This window comes from Campylobacter concisus (genome assembly GCF_003048575.1).
In the GTDB taxonomy this organism is placed as follows: Bacteria; Campylobacterota; Campylobacteria; order Campylobacterales; family Campylobacteraceae; genus Campylobacter_A; species Campylobacter_A concisus_U.
The window spans coordinates 13,592-31,903 of sequence record NZ_PIRZ01000003.1 but is presented as its reverse complement, the minus strand read 5'-3'; the positions used below and the strand labels follow the sequence as shown (position 1 = coordinate 31,903).

Below are 18,312 nucleotides of genomic sequence, written 5' to 3'. Positions count from 1 at the left end.
TTAGGGCCATTTGGCTCTAAATTTTAACTATCGCCTCTCTTTGATAAAAAAGGTGCGACAAAACTATCACAAAATAAAGCTGAAAAAATAACCCAACAAGCGGCACAAGCGATATTAGATAAAACAAAAATGTAAAAGCTACAAATTTTATCCCACCACCCTCAAGCAAAGCAAGCTCGAATTTATCACTATCAAGCGTACTTGAGCCAACGTCTATAAGTAAAAGCTTATAGTAGATGTAAAAAAATGGTACATTGATGATAAAGAAATTTACAAACGGCACAAACAAAAGCGGCAGGCAGATGAGCAAGATCCCAAGAAATTTCATGATCTCAACCATCATCACTTTTAGCACTCTAGCTGTGCTAGCCTCGCTTTTAAGCACGTAGTTGTAGTGCCTTTTGTTTATCTCTTTGGCCACAACTGGAGTTAAAAAGCCAGCTACGATTAGGGCAATTATTATGCTGATAATTATCGTTAAAAAGGTGCTTAAAACATAAAAAAGTATGCTTATGATCCACTTTGTAGCGCTAAAGTTTAAAATTTTAATAGCATATGAAGAGAGCGCCGAGTTTGGCTCTAAAAAGGTAAAATTTTCATTTTTGGCACTATCACTTAAAAAATCAAAAATCTCACCGCCGCCCCAGATGCTAAGCCAAGCTAGGCAGACGATGCTAAGGAGAAGCGGCAAGATGGATAGCGCTATAAATTTGGCTGTAAAAAAGTCTTTAAAACCAAGGCGAAGAAGGTTTATCATTTCACCTTTTTATACTCGTGCTCAAGTGCTGCGTAAATTTCACCTATCTTACTAACGCCATTTGACAAAATTTCACTCATCACTTCATTATCTTCGCGTCCGTTCCAATTTTTCTTATAGCTACCTTCTTTGTAGCCATTATTTTGACGGAAGCGATTTAGCACGTTTTTAGCGATGTAGCACTCATAAAGCGAGTATAAATTTACGCCACATTTTAAAGACATAGAGAAGTAAATTTTTAAAATATCAAATATATCGTAGTCAAACCCACTGCACTCATGTATGAGCATCTCAACATCATTCATTATCTCATAAATGCTCTCATCTTCGATCTTTAGTGGCTCTTTACAAAACTCGCCAAAACCGCTTGACTGGCAGATGTCATCAGCTAAAGTTTCTATATCTCCAAGCTGTTTTGATTTATAAATTTGCAAAGCCAAGCTCATAATAAAGTGCCAAATATCAACAACTTCTATGCGTAAATTTTGCTCATCAGTCTTAGCATCGATGCTCTTCCAGTGCTTCCAAGCAAAGCTATCAATCAGCTCAGCGCACTCCATATATATGCAGCGCCTCCAGCTGATTAATTTATTTTTATTAGTATAACCATTTTCCCAGCCAAGCCCATTTGTCTCATCATTTAGGCTTTGCTGCATCTTTAACATCTCTAAAATAATCGTTCTTTCATTCATTTTAGACCCTTTTAAATTTTAAAGGATTATAACAAAAAATTATTAAATGCTATGATGCAAGCTTGACTTAAATCATTTTATGTATAAAATTTAGGAGCTAAAATAAGCAAAAATTTTAAAGGAGAAAAAATGAGAGAAAAAGATCTAGTGGTTTGCAATGTTTGCGGACTAAAAAGTAGTGATGATACAAATGCAGTTTTTATCCACGCTCATAAAAATGGCGAAGAAGTTGATATTTGCACCAGTTGTGTTCCAAGCGTAATCCATGGCTCAGGCATGGTCGTAAAATCAAACGAAGAGATAAAGGCCGAAATTTAAACTTTAGCTATCATTTGAGGATCTTGTCTTACAAGGTCTTCAAATTCTTCTGCACTTATAGGACGAGACAAGAAAAGTCCTTGAACTTCGTTACAATCAAGCTCTTTTAAAAAACGAATGTCTTCTTCTTTTTCTACACCTTTTGCGCCAACTTTTATCTTCATTGCCTTTGCTAAATCAATAATTGCAGATACGATTTGTGCGTCTATTTTGCTATTTGATGCTTGAGCAACAAATTCACTTGCTATTTTTATACGCTTAACACCGTACTTTCCAATATAAATAAATGAAGTATATCCAGATCCAAAATTATCTATACAAACATCTATATTATTTTCTTTAAGAATAGAAAAAATTTTATCAAGCGTCTTAGTATTATTTGTCCATATTTCTTCGCCAAATTCTATTTCAAAAAGCTCTGGATTTATATGGTGCGAGCGTAAGCTAGAAATAAAATCTAAAACAAATTTTTCTGATTTACTTTGAATCTGTGCAACATTTATACTTATTTTTGGTATCAAGAGTTTTTCTTTTTGCCATCTATCTACATACTCTATGGTCTTTGAAACTAAAAGTGAGTAAATATCATTTAAAATATCGCTATTTACATTGACCTCTTTCATAAATTTGCTCGCTTCCATCAAGCCAAATTTTTCTGATTTCCAATATAAAAAAACCTCTGCGTAGATCATTTTTTCAATTTTTAGATCAAATATTGGTTGAAAATATACATGAAGGTCTTCTTGCAAATTAGCTTTTTTAAGCGCGATCTCGATACTTGAGCTTAGGTGCATTTCATTGCTAATTTTATCGCTATAAACCATAGGATTTAAAGCTGGATTTTTTTTGGCATAATACATTGCCATATCTGCGTTTTTTATAATATTTCTTGGATTTGCCGTGCTATCTTTTGTTGCTACATCTATACCTATTATGCACTTAAGCCCAAAGTGATATCTATCTATTTGAATTGGTTTTTCAATAGCATCTTTTAAGGCGATACCAAGATTTAAGCGTTTTGTATGACTATTTATCTCCATTTTTGCTAGTACGATAAATTCGTCCGCACTAATCCTTGCTATGGCCTCTTGTCTATTGCAAACTTCAAGTATCCTTTTTGCAACTAGTTTTAAAATTCTATCGCCTATTTCATGCCCATAAGACGTATTTATACTTTTAAAACGGCTTAAATTTATATAATAAACTACGATTTCCTCATCTTCAGAAATGCTTTTGCACATTCTTTCAAGCTCATTTACTATAAAATTTCTATTGCCAAGATCTGTTAGATAGTCCTTCTCAGACATATCTTGAAGTCTTAAATTTGCGAGCATAAGTTCATTGGTTCGCTCATGCATCGACTTTTCCATCTCTCTATGAAGATTTCTCTCATAATCTAATATTTTTCTACTTGCGATAGAGCTTTTAACGTAGTAATTAACAATAGCATTTACAACCAAGATAAATAACGAGATAAGTGCACTAAAAGATGTCAGATCTTCTTGTAATAGCAATGGTAAAACTATTATTATTGGTAGCCATTTTGATCCTATTGAGATATCTTTATCGGTATTTGTAACATATTCGTTTTGGGCTTTTAAATGAAAAGCTCCTATCATCAAGAAGAAGAAAGGAACGATATATAAAAAATCTATTTTATGGCCAAAATTTACATTTGAGATCTGACTATAAAAAATAAATAAATTTAGCATCGTAAATAAAATACTAGCCGATATAAGGTAAAAGCCACTAATTTTTATATGAAGCAAACTGCTTGTAAAAATCTCACTTAAAGTGATAAAAAGTATAAGAAAATTTATGGCTACAATAGAGAGAAAAACGATATTTGATCTATTATTTATTATCGATAAGATATCTACTTCATCAAAAATACCATATATTAAAATTACTATTAAAAAAAAGACACTTATGCTATCCATAATGATGGCTAGCTTTTCTTGGCTGGCTGAAAATTTTGAATACAAAAATATACTAACGCCAGCCAAAATAGATATCATCGGCAACATAAAAAACACATCAAGATACGCATAAGAACTATGAGCCCGCAATAGTATATCTTGATTTAACACCATTAATGCATCACAAATAGACCATAAAAAAACACCAAAACATATTGCAAGCCAATGCGTTATTTTGGTTTTTACTTTATCCATTGAAGTATAAATGCCAAAAGTTACTATAAAAAAACTAAGCAAAATAGATATTTTTCCAATTAGATTATAGTCTAGTAAGGATGCTAATAGTGCAAATACGAATAGCGCTACAACTGCAACTAAGATCCATTTTCGCATGCCAGTTATAGATGATTTTGATATTAAAAAAATAGTGTCCCTCTCCTAAGAAATAGTTCAAATTATACAAAAATTGACTTTGCTTTTGGTTATAATTTCCCAAAAAATTTTAAAATTCACAAAGGTATCTTATGAAGTGCAATATCGTCATAAATGGACAAAATTTAATAGATTATAAATCTTTTAACTTATTTCTATCAAAAGCAGCAAGGAAACAATATTTTATAAATACCTTTATGGTATTTACAGAGGCTCTCATAGCTGGTTTTGTTGCTGATATGCTATTAAAAAGTAAAATTTTTACTGTCATCGGAGCTGTTTTTGCTATATTTTGGATCATTTTTTATCCTATTTTTTTAAAAAGAAGTCGCATAGCTGCATTAAAAAGAATTGAAATTTCAGATGTTCAAAAGCAAATGAATTTTGAAGTAAATGAGAAATTTCTGGCTTACTATGAAAGCGAACCCAAAGAAAATGAAAAATTTGACCTAAATGAAGTTAGTGAAATTTATGAACTCAAAAATATCTTTATCATTTTTTTAGCAGAAAAGATTCATCTAATAATCCCAAAAGATGAAGCTAGCTCAAAAATGATAAATGAGCTGGCCAAACTTTGCCATAAAGATATTTTAAAATTTGAAAATTTTAGCGCAACGAGTGTGCTTAAATAGCGCTTATTATAAGCTTTTCAAAATCCTCTGCACTCATTGGCTTGCCCCAAAGATACCCTTGCACCTCATCGCATCCAAGCTCTCTTAAAATTTCAAGCTGGGTTTCATCTTCGACACCTTCAGCAATAGTCTTTAGCTCCACATTTTTAGCCAAAGCTATAACGCTTTTTACCACGTCTTTATCTATATCATTTTTAGCAATATTATCTATCAGCTCTTTAGCGATCTTTAGGCGACTCATAGGATATTTTTTGATGTAATTCATTGATGAAAAACCGGTACCAAAATCATCTATGGAGATGCAAATTCCTCTATTTGAAAGCTCAGATAACGCACTTTGCATCATCTCTTCAGCATTGACGAGGCTGGCCTCAGTGATCTCAACATCTACACAAGATGGATCGATGCCGTATCTATCTATATAGCTTAAAAATTTAGATGCAAAATTTATATTATCAATCTGTTTTGGTGAGATATTTATGCCTATTTTTAGGTTTGTATTATATTTTTCATTCCAAAAGGCCATTTGTTTTATAGCATTTTTTGCCACCCATTTTCCTATCGCATTGATAATCGAGCTTTGTTCGGCTATTGGGATAAATTTTGATTGATCTACCGGACCTTTTATAGGAGAGTTCCACCTAACAAGAGCCTCTGCTCCTACTATTTTTTTACCTTCTATTAGATATTGGGGCTGAAATTTTAGCTCAAATTCTTCATCAAAGCTTATGCTATTTAGCAATATTTCTATATAGTTTCTATCCTGAATCATGCTTTTTATATCATTATAAAAAACATACTTTTCAGATGCGTCTTTTTTTGCTGCTTCTAGTGCTGCTTCTGATTGCATGATAAAATCATCAGCCAAAATTTCACTAGTTTGTGTCGAGCTAATCCCTATTTTCGCATCAAGTACAATTTTATAATCATCTATAACGATTGGCTCTGAAATAGCTTTTAGTAGATAGTGCAAAAATTCCCTGCAATGCACATTTTCATTTTGCTTGACAACAACGATAAAGTCATCTCCGCCAGACCTTGCAAATAAAGAATCATTTGGTGGCAATATTGACTCAATATTTGAAGCAAACTTTGCTATTACATCATCGCCGATATAGTGCCCATACGAGTCATTTATCGCTTTAAAATGGTTTATGTCAATACTATAAATATCTATCTTTTCGCCAAGCGCCTTTGACTTTATCATCTCTTCAAGCCTTGCGATAAAATACTGGCGATTTAGAGCATTCGTTAGATAATCATATTTACTGATCCTTTGTAGGTGCCTATTTGTCTCTTCAAGCTCTTTTACTTTACTTTCTATCTGATTATTTAATACTTTTTTGATATGTATTTCACGTTTAATTAAAATATCCATCTTTCTAACATTAGAAAATGTATAAGATAATGCCCCGTATGCAAGCAAAGTAACTAAAATAGAAAATAACCATGTCAAATTTATCTTCCAAGAGTACAAGATCATGATCGTCAAAAATACGGCAAAAACAAATAGCTTTTGTATTAAAATTTTATCAAAATCGTTTCTGAGCGCCCTAAATTTTAGATTTGCCTCACCCTCTCTTAAATGAAGCGCAGCAACAAACAACATAAAAAATGAACTCTTAAATACAATGTCGTATCCAAAAAAGGATATTTCATCTATCCAAAAATCCATTGTGGTGGTAAAAATATCATAAGTGCTTATTGCAATAAGTGCTATCAAGCATAAAAGTATAGATAGTCTTCTTTTTGAAAATTTAAGTGAAAAAAATGCAATAAATGAAGTACAAAACATAAATAAATCTATGGCGATGTAACTTAGATTAAAAAAATCTTTTTGACTTAAAACTTGAGTTAAGCTTCTATCAAAAATCATAAACCACATAAAACTAAAATATATTGCAGAAATAGAGACTGAGTCCACAAATACTTGCATTAAAAATAAATTTTTCAAATTTTTGATCAAAATGTAAAAAGCAGAAAATGCAAACATAAAATATGAGACCAAGTATGAGATTTGTATAAAATTGACTTTAGAAAGAAATTGTTTAAGAAAATCAACCTTATCATATAGCATCCACATAGTATCTGATGCTACCCAGCAAGTAAGGCCTAGTAATATATATATCCAATATGTTTTTAAATTTCTTGTCTCTTTTAGCTTTAAAAAGATAAATAATGTGATCATAAAATCAAATAGAGCAGTAATTATGTCATTATAAAAACTACTAGCAATAAAATAACTAACAACATATACACAAAAAAGTATCAACATAAATAAAAAAGATACTTGATTTTCGTTACTTATTTTACTTATCATGTTCCGTCTTTATCTATCTTTCTCTGCCTTTTTGGCTAAACTTTGCCACCTTTGCCACTCACCACTATCATCGACGTCGTTGCCGATAGCTTCGTATCTAGCGTAAAAATGCTCAACAAATTTCTTGCACTCTTCATCTTTTGGCAAATAGCTTAGTTCATCTTTTTGGCAAAATTTCTCCAAAAATGTGCTCGCATCATCTTTTTTAGCGTATGTTTGCGCTAGGTCATAGTAGTTCTCTAAGCAAATTTCTTTAAATTTAGAGTAAGCTTGCTCGCTCATATCTACGCTTAGCTTGCCGTCAAATTTAAGCACACCAGCCCTAAAAAGCAAGCTAAGATGTATGAGTCCCTCGCAGTAATAAGCCCTCACCTCATCGACCTTTCGCCACGCGATAAGCCCAACAGCACGAGCTATTAGCTCGTGAAAGACGGCCATTTTATACTCCGCCTCTTCGTGCAAGAAGAAATTTACTAGCCCGCCAGTCGTCGCCTTGTACTCTTCTATGAATTTAAAGACGCCACTTTTATTCATACTCATCTCGGTATCAAGTCCGATAAAGAGGATGTGCCCAAACTCATGGCCAATGGTTGAGATTTCATAAACTTTTTTCCAAATTTTTGGCTTTAGAAATAAAATTTCTCTACCAAAATCCAAAAATTCCTTGCTAAAAATTTCAGCCCCAAGCTTCATAAAAGGCTTTGCCTTTGCGCCCTCATAGACGTGATTTACAAAGGCAAAAATTTTCTTGCCACATTTTTCGCTCACACTCTCATCATTTGGTACGACTTGAGCGCTAAAAAGCCCGTTTAGCTCCGCTGCGTAATAGATCATCGGCACGCTTATATAAAGCTGCGTTCTAGCGATATTTTCGCTAACTACCTTGTTTGTCTCGGCGTTATCAAATTTGATCTTTTCGCAAACGCTTTCGTAAGTTTTTGCCACTTTTTCTTTAAATTTAAGCTCATCAATGCCCTCGCTATCAACCAGCCTGATATCCCACTCTAGCGCAACTGCGTGCGTGTAGGCATCCTCGTAGTACTCTAGTGGATGACCCGGCTGAAGCGCACCTTTTACATCCATCCACGCTATCTCAGCCTCTTGCCAAGCGTTTATCACCTTTGTATTATCTTCTTCACAAAAGGCATTTTGTAGCTTTTCAAGGTATTTGACATAAGATTTTTGCTCGTCATTTTTGGCTAAATTTCTTAAAATTTCAAGATTTTTAGCAAAGACGCTTTTAAGCTCTCTCACCTCATCTTTAAAAGCAAGTGCATAAGGCAAAAAGCTAAATTTATTACCTTCTTTTACTACCGCGCCATACGTTCTATCGGCCCTTACGCCGTTACTATCACACTGAAATAAAGCATTTTTAGTAATAAACTCATTTGCCTGGCTTAGATCTTTAAATTTAGTCTCAAACTCTTTGTTTGTAGTGTCGATAATACGATCCTGCCATGAAATTTGCCACGCATTTAGACTAAGCCCAAGTTCATGCATAGCCTGCACAAAAGCTTGGTTAAACGGATCTAAAATTTTCTCTTCTTTGGCCTTTTCTAAAAGCTTGGCGTGCAGATTTTCATATAAATTTCTAACGTAGTTATACATTAAATTTAGCACTCGTTTTTGCTCGTTTTCGCCTAAATTTAGCTTTTTTAGCTCATTTTGAAGCGGATCAACTTTAAGATCTATTATCCTTCTTGCAAGAGCCAGTTTTTGGCTTGGTGTACCAGCAAGACCACAAATTTTAACAGCTTCGTTTATAATGTCATCGTCTAAATTTTTATAAATAGCATTTAACTTATTTTTTTGCTCTTTTGTAAGTTCGTTTAATCTTTTAAAATCATTCATATTTTTATCCCCTGAAGTTGCAAGATTTTAGCATAAAGCCTTAAAATTTGCTACAATCAACCAAAAATTTTAACATCTAAAAGGCAAAAAATGGATATTTTAAAAGATTTTGGTGAGCCACGCATAAAACAAGTCATGCTGCCAAAAGATACAAACTCAGCTGGCAATATCTTTGGCGGTTGGATAATGAGCCAGATCGACCTTGCAGGCGCACAAGCTGCAAGGGAAATTTCTCCAGAGCGTGTTGTGACGATTTCTATGAAAGAGATCATCTTTAAGCAACCAGTCTTTGTTGGCGATGTGCTAAGTTGCTACGCTAAAATCATCGCGGTTGGCAAAACGTCGATAACAACACAGATAGAAGTGACTGCGCTAAGGCTAAATGACGGTGGTTTTAGAGAGAGTATACACGTTACAAGCGCCATCGCAACCTACGTCAGCGTGACAAAAGATGGACATAAAAAACCTATAGATGAAAATCTAAAAAAACTTCACGGATTTTAAAAATTTGGTTGCGTTTTATGCAACCTTCTTTGAAAATTAATACTACTTTTAAAAATTATTGAAATTTAAAAATTAAAAGGCAAAAATTTCAACTTGATTAAATACTTTCTAAGATAAAATCCAAAACTACTTTTGGGAGAATCATGAAAAAGTCACGTTTAGGCCTTTTGCAAACACAAATTTTAGATATCCTAACTCAATCCGAACTTGATAAATTTGAGTACAAAAATCTTCCAAAAACAAGCATAATTTACGCAGAAGAGATTGAAATCATTTTCTTAAAAAGTGGCTGTGCAAAGCTTTCATTTTTTGAAGACGGGGAAGAATTTATCCTCTACCGCTTGGAGGCAAATAATATCGCTGTTCTTGATGATAATTGTGCTTTTGAAATTTTAGAAGATGCCAAAATTTACTCCATAAGCTTAAGTAAGATAGGTGAAATTTTATCAAATATAAAAGTAGTAGATGAAATTTTAAAAGCGGCATTAAACGCCATCATCGTGCAACGTCAGATCATAAAATCAATACTTTTTGAAGATGCAAAGGGTAGGATTGCAAATTTTTTAATCGAACTTGCACGCGAGCAAGATCTAAAGCAAAATGGATATCATTACCTCTTTTTGCCATTTTCTTTAAAAGTGCTATCAAGCTTTGTGGGGCTTAAAAGACAAAGTGCCTCAACTACATTTAATGAGCTTATAAAAGATGACATTATAAGAAAAATAACGCCACATGAGTTTTTAATAATAGACTACGAAAAACTTGAAAGCTACACAAATTAAAAATCAAAAATTTTTAATAAAATAAAGATAATTACTAGCAAAAAGAGTAATTTTAAAAGATTAGTCTTTGCTAAAAAGCAAAGACTAAGAGTTTTAAGCTTTTTTCTTCATCTCAAATTTATTAGCCACAAAGCCAGCCAAACCAACGAAGAAAACTCCTCCGACGATATTGCCAAGAGTAACCGGTACTAGGTTTTTAACGATGAAATTTCCCCAGTTTAGCACTTCTAGCTTATCAACTGTTGTATGAAGTAGTGCTGCTGCAGCATTGATATCGCCACCGCTTGCTGCGATGTAGTGAGCCTTAGAAATGATGGCTTCGGTTATGATGAACATATTTGCCACGCAGTGCTCCATAGAACATGCGACAAACGCGCCAATCATCCACATAATGGCAAAGAATTTACCAGACAAGCTGCTCTCGCTAGTCGCAGTCCAGATAGACATGCAGACAAAGATGTTACAAAATATACCACGAATAAATAGCTCGTGAAACGGTGCTGTGATCTTACCAATTGCAGATGGCACGAAGTGTTGCAAGATATAGCCATCATACTTTAGTGGCAAACCTGAGTAATAATACATATAAGCGATTAACGCGCCACCAACGAAGTTAAATATCCAAACGATAGCCCAGTATCCAATAGTCTGTCCTAGTTTTAGCCTGCCTTCATATGCACTAACACCACTTAAAACAGAGCTTGTAAAAAGGTGACCACCGTAAAAAACAACCATCATAAGACCACAACTAAATGTGATACCACCGATAAAATTTGAAAGGCCAATAGACTGGTTTTCAGCCATGCCCACAGTCGAATGAGCCCAAAAAATATCGCCCATAGCAATAGCAGCTCCAGCCATGATAGCAAGAATAATAATGCTTGCAAGTGGCATATTAGCTTTATGCTCCATAGAGCTTGAGACCGCTTGTGCAGTTTCTGCCGGATTTAACATCACATTCTCCTTTTTATTTCCAATTTCGCAGATGATAAGCTCATCTTTGCGACCAAAGTTTAACACTTTAAAAAAGCACTAAAGACTAAGATTAACGCTTACTATCCAAAAAGCAAATTTTTAACTACTTTTCGCCTAAAATTTTACCTTTTATCTAGGATACGAACAAATTTTACCTTTAGTAACCAACTAGGCTAAATTTCTCCTTAGCTAAATTTAACCAACTAAATTTTTATCAATCTCTACAATTCTTAAAAAAGCTTTTCTGGCACTTTTTTTAGCCTGCTCGCTAAGGCCTTCTTCAAAATTTAAGACATTTTCGAGCAAGACGCTAATGCCAAGAAAAAGCGTCTTTGGGCAAATTTTACGCAAATAGCTTAAAAGTACTGGAGTTGGGAGATTGTGAGTTGAGTAGATATAGTCTCTATCGTCACTTAGGTCGAAAAACTCTATCTTATCCTCGCTAAATCCGCTCATCGCATCGATGACTATCAAAATCTCAGGCGCAAATTCTCTAATGGCCGAGAATTCATTCTCAGGCACATCTTGCCCAAAAAAGACCTTCCACTCTTTTAGCTCAGCTTCTACGATGCGACCTACTTCATTACCCACATCATCATCGCCACGCATAGGATTACCGATGCAAAGGATGGCCTTTTTCATCAAAAGTCCTTCCTAAGCACGATATATCCCTCTTTTAAATTTGCCAAAATTTCTTTAAGCTTACACTCACAAAGCTGTGGCAAGAGTTTAGCGATATGCTCGGCAAAAATTTCAACTTCAAAATATTTGCTTAAATTTCCGATTTTAAATTTCACGTATTCGCCTGAGTTTTTGATCATCTCGTCAAATTCCTCATCGCTTAGCTCTAAAATTTTCTCGCTAAAGTCTATCGTGCCAACGCCGTGTCCCACGCAAGTGGAGAAAACTTTTATCTCCTTTAACTCGCGTGGAAGCTTGTCGTTGTCGTCCATATGCCTTTTTGTAAGCTTATAAACTTGTATCATCTCTTACTCCAAACCTCGCTATCAACGTCTATTGCAAAGCTTTTATCAGCTTTTGCATATTTTAGATAGACATCATTATGCAAAAGCCCCATGCACTCAGCATATCTAGGATCTTCCTCTTTTTTAATAGCTGTAAGCACAGCCTCTCTTGAGATGCTTGGGTCATGAACATCTTTTGAGCATTTGATAGCACTCATATATTTTTCAAAAAGGATTCTACCAAAGATATAGCTCATTAGCCTTCTGCTTTCAGCTTGTAAATCACGCTCAAACAAGATATCGCCTATGACTGACTTCTCAACTGAAGGTGGCAATGTGTTATCTTCTTCATAGCTTTTTTTATGAAGTTTTTGATCGATGATACCAAGAGCCATGCCAAGGCCGTAAATAATGCTTGCTGGGTGTGGAGGACAGCCTGGGATATAGACATCGACTGGGATTATCTTATCGATGCCGCCCCAAACGCTATAAGCGTCGTGGAAAATTCCACCACTACTTCCGCACGCACCAAGAGCAACTACGATCTTAGGATCTGGAGTCGCCTCATAAGCACGAAGGAGCGGATAATACATCTGTCTTGTTACAGGACCAGTGCAAAGTAAAATATCAGCATGTCTTGGATTTGCTACAAGTTTAAAACCAAAACGCTCAGGATCCCACATCGGTGTAATAGCTGCAAAAATTTCTATCTCACAGCCGTTACAGCTTCCGCAGTCGATCCTATAAACGCTAAAGCTTCTTTTGATATTTTTTAGATGCTCTAGCTTTGCAGTTAGATCATTTGCTGTTTTTATGTCCTCTGGGACTTGATATAGACTCATTTTATAGCCTCCTCAATGCCTTTTGTTAGCCTCTCAGCAGATTGATTTTTCTTGCACTCTGGGCAGATATAAAGGTAGTCTTTTGTCTCTTCAAGTCTGCCTGGAAGTAAATTTGCTGTGCCAAGCTTTTCAAGAGTAAAATTTATAAGCCTTTTTGGCGTAAATGGCTTGCCACAGCATTTGCAAGTTTGCATCTCAAGCTCGCCCCTTTGTATAAGAGCACTCTTGTCAAATTTAACCGCTAGCTCAAAGCTATCGCTAAGTCTTACAGCTCCAGTTGGGCAAACCTCATCGCAGCGACCGCAAAATATACAGCGCCCGCAGTCAAATTCCCAAACAAGCTTTGTTTGCTCATCGTTCATCTTAAGCTCTATCGCGTTACTAGGACAAGCGATACCGCAAGCTGCACAACCTATGCAAAGATCGTATGTATAGTTTGGCTGACCACGGAAATTTTCAGGAACAATATATGGCTCAAATGGATAGGCGTATGTCGCTTTTCCATATTTTTCTGTGATGTCAAATAACTTCATCATCTTAAATCCTTCTTACTAACCCCGCCATCTTGACAGAATTTTTTAAGGTCTTTCTCTGTTAAAATTTTGCTCTTTTTAGTCCTTACATCTACTAATGTAACACGCTCAGTGCATGAGTAGCAAGGGTCAAGTGAGCAAACGATAAGCGCAGCGTCACTTATGTTGTTTCCTCTAAATTGATATCTTAGGCTTGGCCAGTTGTTATAAGTAGCCGCTCTACATCTCCAGCGATATACTTTTTGAGCGCTGCCTTGCATGATCCAGTGAACATTTTCGCCACGTGGTGCTTCATCATGACCAAGTGCAAAATTCTCAGGTTTGATCATAGTCACAGGATCGATCATAATCGGGGTTTGAGGCATTAGCTCAAAGCATTGGCGGATGATGTGAATAGAGCTTTTTAGCTCTTTATATCTAACCATCTCACGAGCAAATACGTCGCAACCGTGCTCAACTGCTACTTCAAATTCTATCTGTTTAAAAAAGTCGTATGGGTGATCGTAGCGGTTATCGCGTTTAAAGCCAGAGCCTCTCATATTTGGACCAACTGGGCTAAAGTCACGTGCTATTTGACGGTCTAAGATACCTACACCTTTCCAGCGTCCGATTTGGCGTTTATCCTCCATAACTGCGTCCCAAATTTCTGAAATTTGAACATCAAGTTTATTTATGATCTCGATACCTTTTTTGATCTCTTGGTTTGTCATATCACGTCTTAAGCCGCCCATAACGACATTGCCGTATGTTTTACGTCCACCAGTTACAAGCTGAGCTAGCTCCATAGAGTACTCACGAACTCTAAAGATGTGCATGAAAGCGTTGTAGTTACCAGTGACCTCACAAGCTAGACCGATATTTAAAAGGTGGCTGTGAAGACGCTCGATCTCAAGACAGATGACACGTATAGCTTGAGCTCTTAGTGGAATTTCAAGCTTGATAGCTTTTTCTGCTGCTTCAATACAAGCAATAGCGTGAGCATAACCACAAATTCCACAAACTCTCTCTGCAAGATAGCCCATTTGGTCATAGTTCATTCTATTTTCAGCTAGCTTTTCCATACCGCGGTGTTGATAAAAGAGGCGGTAGTCAGCGTCGATGATCTCGTCGCCGTCACAGAAAAGTCTAAAGTGACCTGGCTCATCTGAAGTAATATGTAGTGGTCCAAGTGGCACATCAACTACTGCATCACCTGTTGGGAACAAAAACTCAGAATCAGGCTCATCTCTATGGTCAACCGGATCAGGGCGGTAGCGATAATCCATCGCATCTTTTCTAAGTGGATGAAGTCCATCTGGCCAGTCATCACTTAAAACTAGACGCCTTTTATCAGGCAAACCTTCGGCTACCAAACCAAACATATCATAAGCTTCTCTTTCATACCAAACACAAGCTGGCACTAGCGGGGTAACTGATGGGAATGTCGGATCGCTTCCTGGGATAAGCGTTTTAACAGTGATAAAGCACTTATCCTCAGCTGCAAAGTCGTCCGCTTCAGTCATCTTACTACCTTCCATTGAAAGAGCATAATAAAGCGCAAAGCTGCCATTTATCTGGCGCTCGTCATTTGGTATCATCGTGCTTATAAAGCCGCCGATATCATAATAAAGTGTTTTAACAGCTAGTGGAAGATCATTTCTATCAACCAAAACTGTGATTTGATCGTCTGCTTGACGAGTTACTTCTAAAATTTTTACCTTGGTTTTTAGGATTTCTATAAATTTATCGCCTCTCATTTTAAAGCTCCCATCATTATATTAACACCGTTATCTACTAGCGTATAAAAGCTATCTACGTGCCATACGCCAAAGATTATGATAAGGGCACAAAGTGCTATAAGAGGTAAATTCTCTAACAAACTCATCTCTTTATTATGAACAACCACACCTTTTGGCTCGCCAAAGCTTGCCATGTTAAAGTGTGCAAAGTCAGCTATGAAAATAACTGCAAGTGCAATAGCAAATAGCGCAACTGCGATGTATTGACCGCTTGTGATAGCTCCTACAAAGACGTTATACTCGCTAACAAATATAGCAAATGCTGGAACACCGACTAGTGAGCAAACAGCCGCGCCAAACATTATAGTGGTGATCGGTGCGATCTTAACCATGCCGCCCATCTTACTCATATCTTTGTGGCCATAAATTCTTGCAATGTTGCCTGTTGAGCAAAATGCCAAAGCTTTTGTGAAGCTGTGAGCTAAGCAGTGAAATATCGCTGCAAATAGACCAAATTTACCGCCAACACCAAGTGCAAATGCGATAACGCCCATGTGAACGATTGAGTGGTATGCAAACATTCTTTTTACGTTGTGTTGTCTGATTAGGAAAAATCCCGCTACAAAAAGAGTGATAGTTCCTGAAACGATCATTATGCCCTCAACAAAGCTAAATCCAACTGCTTGAGCTGTGATAGCGTAGTATCTTAAGAGCGCTAGCATCGCACATTTTAAAAGTACACCTGAAAGCAAAGCTGAAATAGGTGCTGGACCTTCAGCGTGAACGTCTGGTAGCCAAGTGTGAGTTGGAGCAAGACCAGCTTTTGTACCAAAACCAATTAGAGCAAATACAAAGATAAGTTTTGCTGCATCTGGGTTTAAATTTTTAGCATTTGCCATTATGCTTGAAAATAGCATAGAAGCTTCGCCATCTCCTAGAGTACTAAATGTAGCTGAGTATAGAAGAACAGTCGCATAAAGTGCAAATGCTAGGCCGATTGAACAAAGAACGATGTATTTATAACCACTCTCTGTTGATTTTTGATCTTTGTGGATAGCGACTAAGAATACTGAAGCAAGAGTTGTTGCCTCGATAGCTGCCCACATAAACGCAACGTTGTTGCAAATAACGCTTAAAGTCATTGTAAAGATAAATACATGGCTTAGTGCATAATATTTTTTAAGATCGCTTAAGTGGATGTGTCCGTCTTCAAGCTCCCATCTCATGTAGTGGATAGAGTAGAAATTTACTATAAATCCAGTTACAGCGATAAGCACCAAGAAAACACAGCCTAAGCTATCTAAAAACAAAAATTTATCAAAACTATAAAAAGTTCCGCTACTTAAGACTTTAAGAACATTGTTAAGTAAAGCCACCGATGTCGCAGCAGAAAACAAAACGTGAAGTCCGCTTAATACCGCATAATTTTTAGGACTCAAAAACAAGACCAAAGCACCAAGGAGCGGTAAGATAAGTATTAAAGCTAAACTATCCATCTCTAACCCCTTAAATTTGAAGCTTTAGAAGTATCTAAGCTATCATAAGCTTTATAAAATCTAATCGCTAAAATGCTCATGATGATAACGGCAAATATCGCATCTGTTAAAATTCCAAGCTCGACTAACTCATGTGAGTTATAAGCCATTAGAGCAAGGCTTAGGTGGATACCGTTTTCAAACAAGCAGTAAGCTAGAATTTGTTTTATAAATGAGTTTCTTAGCATGAAGCCAAAAATTCCCATCATAAAGACCGTTCCAGCTGCGATTAGCATGATCTCTTCTTTAATAAGAGAGAATTTTAAAAATATAGGGTGGATACTCATTGAAAGAGCTAGAGAAAATCCCATAGCGATAACAGGGCTTACAAAAAATCCACCAACTGGCTCATCTTCGCTAACTACGCCAAGTTTTTTGATAAGCCAGAATAAAATTCCTGGCACAAGCAAAACTTTGGTAAAAAATGCAACGATCGCCCAAGTTTTAAGCTGCTCGGCGTTAAATTTCTCAGATAGCAAGAAAAATATGCTAACTAAAAGTAGTGTCTCAATCGCATAAGCGATGATTGAGAGTTTTAAGCTTCTAAGACCAAAAACCGCAAGCGAAGTTACAATCATGCAAATGGCTAAAATATCAAGTGTTTGCATCTCACACTCCTACTACATAAAGTGTTAGTGCAACAAACGAGATAGCAAGTGCACCAAGCGCATTTTTGCGTAAAGATGAAGTCATTTTAAAGCGTGGTCCAAAGTTGTCTATAAAGACAGCTGCTACGTAAAATACTCCAGTTTTTATCACAAAAACGATAATAGCTAAGAAAGGATTGCTAAAATTCCATGGCTCAAATATAGTTAGGAAAAGTCCGATCATAGCAAACTGTTTTAATATAAGTGATGCTTGAACTAAACCAAGGTCGCTACCTGCGTACTCGCCAAGCAAGCCTTCTTGAAGCTCTTGCTCAGCTTCAGCTACGTCAAATGGTTTTCTGCCAGTCTCAACATACATACACCATAAAAATGCGATAGAAGCTACGGCAAAACTTGGGATTTGATATCCGATAACGCCAGTTTTTACCATCTCTTGGATCTCAATTAAATTTGATGTTTTAGCTGCAAGCATTACTACGATTAAGCACATGATCATAACTGGCTCAACATATACGCCTAGCATTTGCTCTCTGCCGCCACCTGTTGCTGCAAATGGGTTGCCGCTATCCATTGAAGCTGCACCAAATACAAATCTAAGCAATGCGCCAAGATAAAGGATCACAAATATATCTGAATACGCTCCAAAAACAGTATCTTTGCTGTATGTTATAGGTATAGCAGCTAGTACTGCAGCTGAAGTTGCAAAAAGGAAAAATGGAGCCCATCTAAATACCCAGTGAGAGCACTCAGGCACAGTTCTTCCTCTTCTAAAGAGTTTTATAATGTCGCGATATGTTTGAAAGAAATCGCTACCTTGTTTTGATTGAAGTCTAGCCCTTAGTTTTCTTGCCATACCATCAAACAAAGGAGCTACCAAAACGATAACGACTACTTGAAATATCATTAAAAGTATAGTTTGCATTTTCGTC

The 18,312-nt window shown here is 36.1% G+C and carries 18 protein-coding genes; 4 read left to right on the top strand and 14 right to left on the bottom strand.

From position 1 onward, the window contains the following. Positions 1–16: 16 nt before the first annotated feature. Positions 17–757: an EI24 domain-containing protein gene (locus tag CVS84_RS04305; RefSeq protein WP_107691315.1), complete on the bottom strand. Its 741-nt coding sequence runs from the start codon at positions 755–757 to the stop codon at positions 17–19. After that, positions 754–1,449 (bottom strand): dUTP diphosphatase, encoded by a 696-nt coding sequence (locus CVS84_RS04300; RefSeq protein WP_103588262.1) that lies wholly within the window; start codon positions 1,447–1,449, stop codon positions 754–756. The genes CVS84_RS04305 and CVS84_RS04300 overlap by 4 nt, the downstream gene beginning before the upstream one ends. A gap of 129 nt (positions 1,450–1,578) precedes the next feature. On the opposite strand from CVS84_RS04300, the gene CVS84_RS04295 reads away from it, so the two are divergent. Continuing rightward, complete coding sequence (locus tag CVS84_RS04295; RefSeq protein WP_021091806.1) at positions 1,579–1,767, top strand: hypothetical protein; 189 nt, start codon at positions 1,579–1,581, stop codon at positions 1,765–1,767. Here CVS84_RS04295 and CVS84_RS04290 read toward each other — a convergent pair. Next, a complete protein-coding gene (locus CVS84_RS04290) occupies positions 1,764–3,836 on the bottom strand; it encodes an EAL domain-containing protein (RefSeq protein WP_234411898.1) in 2,073 nt (690 codons plus the stop codon). The two genes, CVS84_RS04295 and CVS84_RS04290, sit on opposite strands and share 4 nt — an antisense overlap. 374 nt (positions 3,837–4,210) lie before the next feature. On the opposite strand from CVS84_RS04290, the gene CVS84_RS04285 reads away from it, so the two are divergent. Further along, entirely contained in the window at positions 4,211–4,750 is a 540-nt protein-coding gene (locus tag CVS84_RS04285; RefSeq protein ID WP_107691313.1) for a hypothetical protein, read from the top strand. On the opposite strand, the gene CVS84_RS04280 is transcribed toward CVS84_RS04285, so the two are convergent. Continuing rightward, positions 4,743–6,545 carry a putative bifunctional diguanylate cyclase/phosphodiesterase gene (locus CVS84_RS04280; RefSeq protein ID WP_234411897.1) on the bottom strand — a complete coding sequence of 601 codons (1,803 nt, stop codon included), beginning with the start codon at positions 6,543–6,545 and terminating at the stop codon, positions 4,743–4,745. The two genes, CVS84_RS04285 and CVS84_RS04280, sit on opposite strands and share 8 nt — an antisense overlap. A gap of 534 nt (positions 6,546–7,079) precedes the next feature. Further along, positions 7,080–8,921 (bottom strand): invasion protein CiaB, encoded by a 1,842-nt coding sequence (gene ciaB, locus CVS84_RS04275; RefSeq protein ID WP_107691311.1) that lies wholly within the window; start codon positions 8,919–8,921, stop codon positions 7,080–7,082. A 90-nt stretch (positions 8,922–9,011) separates the two neighbouring features. Here ciaB and CVS84_RS04270 point away from each other — a divergent pair, with 90 nt between their 5' ends. Beyond that, on the top strand, positions 9,012–9,425 hold the full coding sequence (locus CVS84_RS04270) for an acyl-CoA thioesterase (protein ID WP_107691310.1): 414 nt from the start codon (positions 9,012–9,014) through the stop codon (positions 9,423–9,425). Between the two features lie 143 nt (positions 9,426–9,568). Beyond that, positions 9,569–10,207, top strand: coding sequence for a Crp/Fnr family transcriptional regulator (locus tag CVS84_RS04265; RefSeq protein ID WP_107691309.1), 639 nt, complete (start codon positions 9,569–9,571; stop codon positions 10,205–10,207). 93 nt (positions 10,208–10,300) lie between these two features. Here the strand turns inward: CVS84_RS04265 and CVS84_RS04260 are convergent, their stop codons facing one another. The 9 genes from CVS84_RS04260 to CVS84_RS04220 form a co-directional block, all read right to left on the bottom strand. Then, complete coding sequence (locus CVS84_RS04260) at positions 10,301–11,161, bottom strand: formate/nitrite transporter family protein (RefSeq protein WP_107691308.1); 861 nt, start codon at positions 11,159–11,161, stop codon at positions 10,301–10,303. A gap of 216 nt (positions 11,162–11,377) precedes the next feature. Then, complete coding sequence (locus tag CVS84_RS04255) at positions 11,378–11,824, bottom strand: hydrogenase 3 maturation endopeptidase HyCI (protein ID WP_107691307.1); 447 nt, start codon at positions 11,822–11,824, stop codon at positions 11,378–11,380. Continuing rightward, the gene (locus CVS84_RS04250; RefSeq protein ID WP_107691306.1) at positions 11,824–12,168 is read right to left on the bottom strand and encodes a formate hydrogenlyase maturation HycH family protein; all 345 of its coding nucleotides are present in this window, start codon (positions 12,166–12,168) and stop codon (positions 11,824–11,826) included. The genes CVS84_RS04255 and CVS84_RS04250 overlap by 1 nt, the downstream gene beginning before the upstream one ends. Further along, a complete protein-coding gene (locus CVS84_RS04245; protein WP_087580373.1) occupies positions 12,165–12,989 on the bottom strand; it encodes an NADH-quinone oxidoreductase subunit B family protein in 825 nt (274 codons plus the stop codon). The genes CVS84_RS04250 and CVS84_RS04245 overlap by 4 nt, the downstream gene beginning before the upstream one ends. Continuing rightward, on the bottom strand, positions 12,986–13,525 hold the full coding sequence (locus CVS84_RS04240; RefSeq protein WP_107691305.1) for a formate hydrogenlyase complex iron-sulfur subunit: 540 nt from the start codon (positions 13,523–13,525) through the stop codon (positions 12,986–12,988). Before CVS84_RS04240 ends, CVS84_RS04245 begins: the two co-directional genes overlap by 4 nt. After that, positions 13,522–15,258, bottom strand: coding sequence for an NADH-quinone oxidoreductase subunit C (locus tag CVS84_RS04235; protein WP_107691304.1), 1,737 nt, complete (start codon positions 15,256–15,258; stop codon positions 13,522–13,524). The genes CVS84_RS04240 and CVS84_RS04235 overlap by 4 nt, the downstream gene beginning before the upstream one ends. Continuing rightward, entirely contained in the window at positions 15,255–16,736 is a 1,482-nt protein-coding gene (locus CVS84_RS04230; RefSeq protein WP_021091695.1) for a hydrogenase 4 subunit F, read from the bottom strand. The genes CVS84_RS04235 and CVS84_RS04230 overlap by 4 nt, the downstream gene beginning before the upstream one ends. Positions 16,737–16,738: 2 nt before the next feature. Then, positions 16,739–17,383, bottom strand: a complete 645-nt coding sequence (gene hyfE, locus CVS84_RS04225; RefSeq protein ID WP_021091711.1) for a hydrogenase 4 membrane subunit — start codon at positions 17,381–17,383, stop codon at positions 16,739–16,741. Between the two features lies 1 nt (position 17,384). Beyond that, a complete protein-coding gene (locus CVS84_RS04220; RefSeq protein WP_084041928.1) occupies positions 17,385–18,305 on the bottom strand; it encodes a respiratory chain complex I subunit 1 family protein in 921 nt (306 codons plus the stop codon). Between the last annotated feature and the right edge of the window lie 7 nt (positions 18,306–18,312).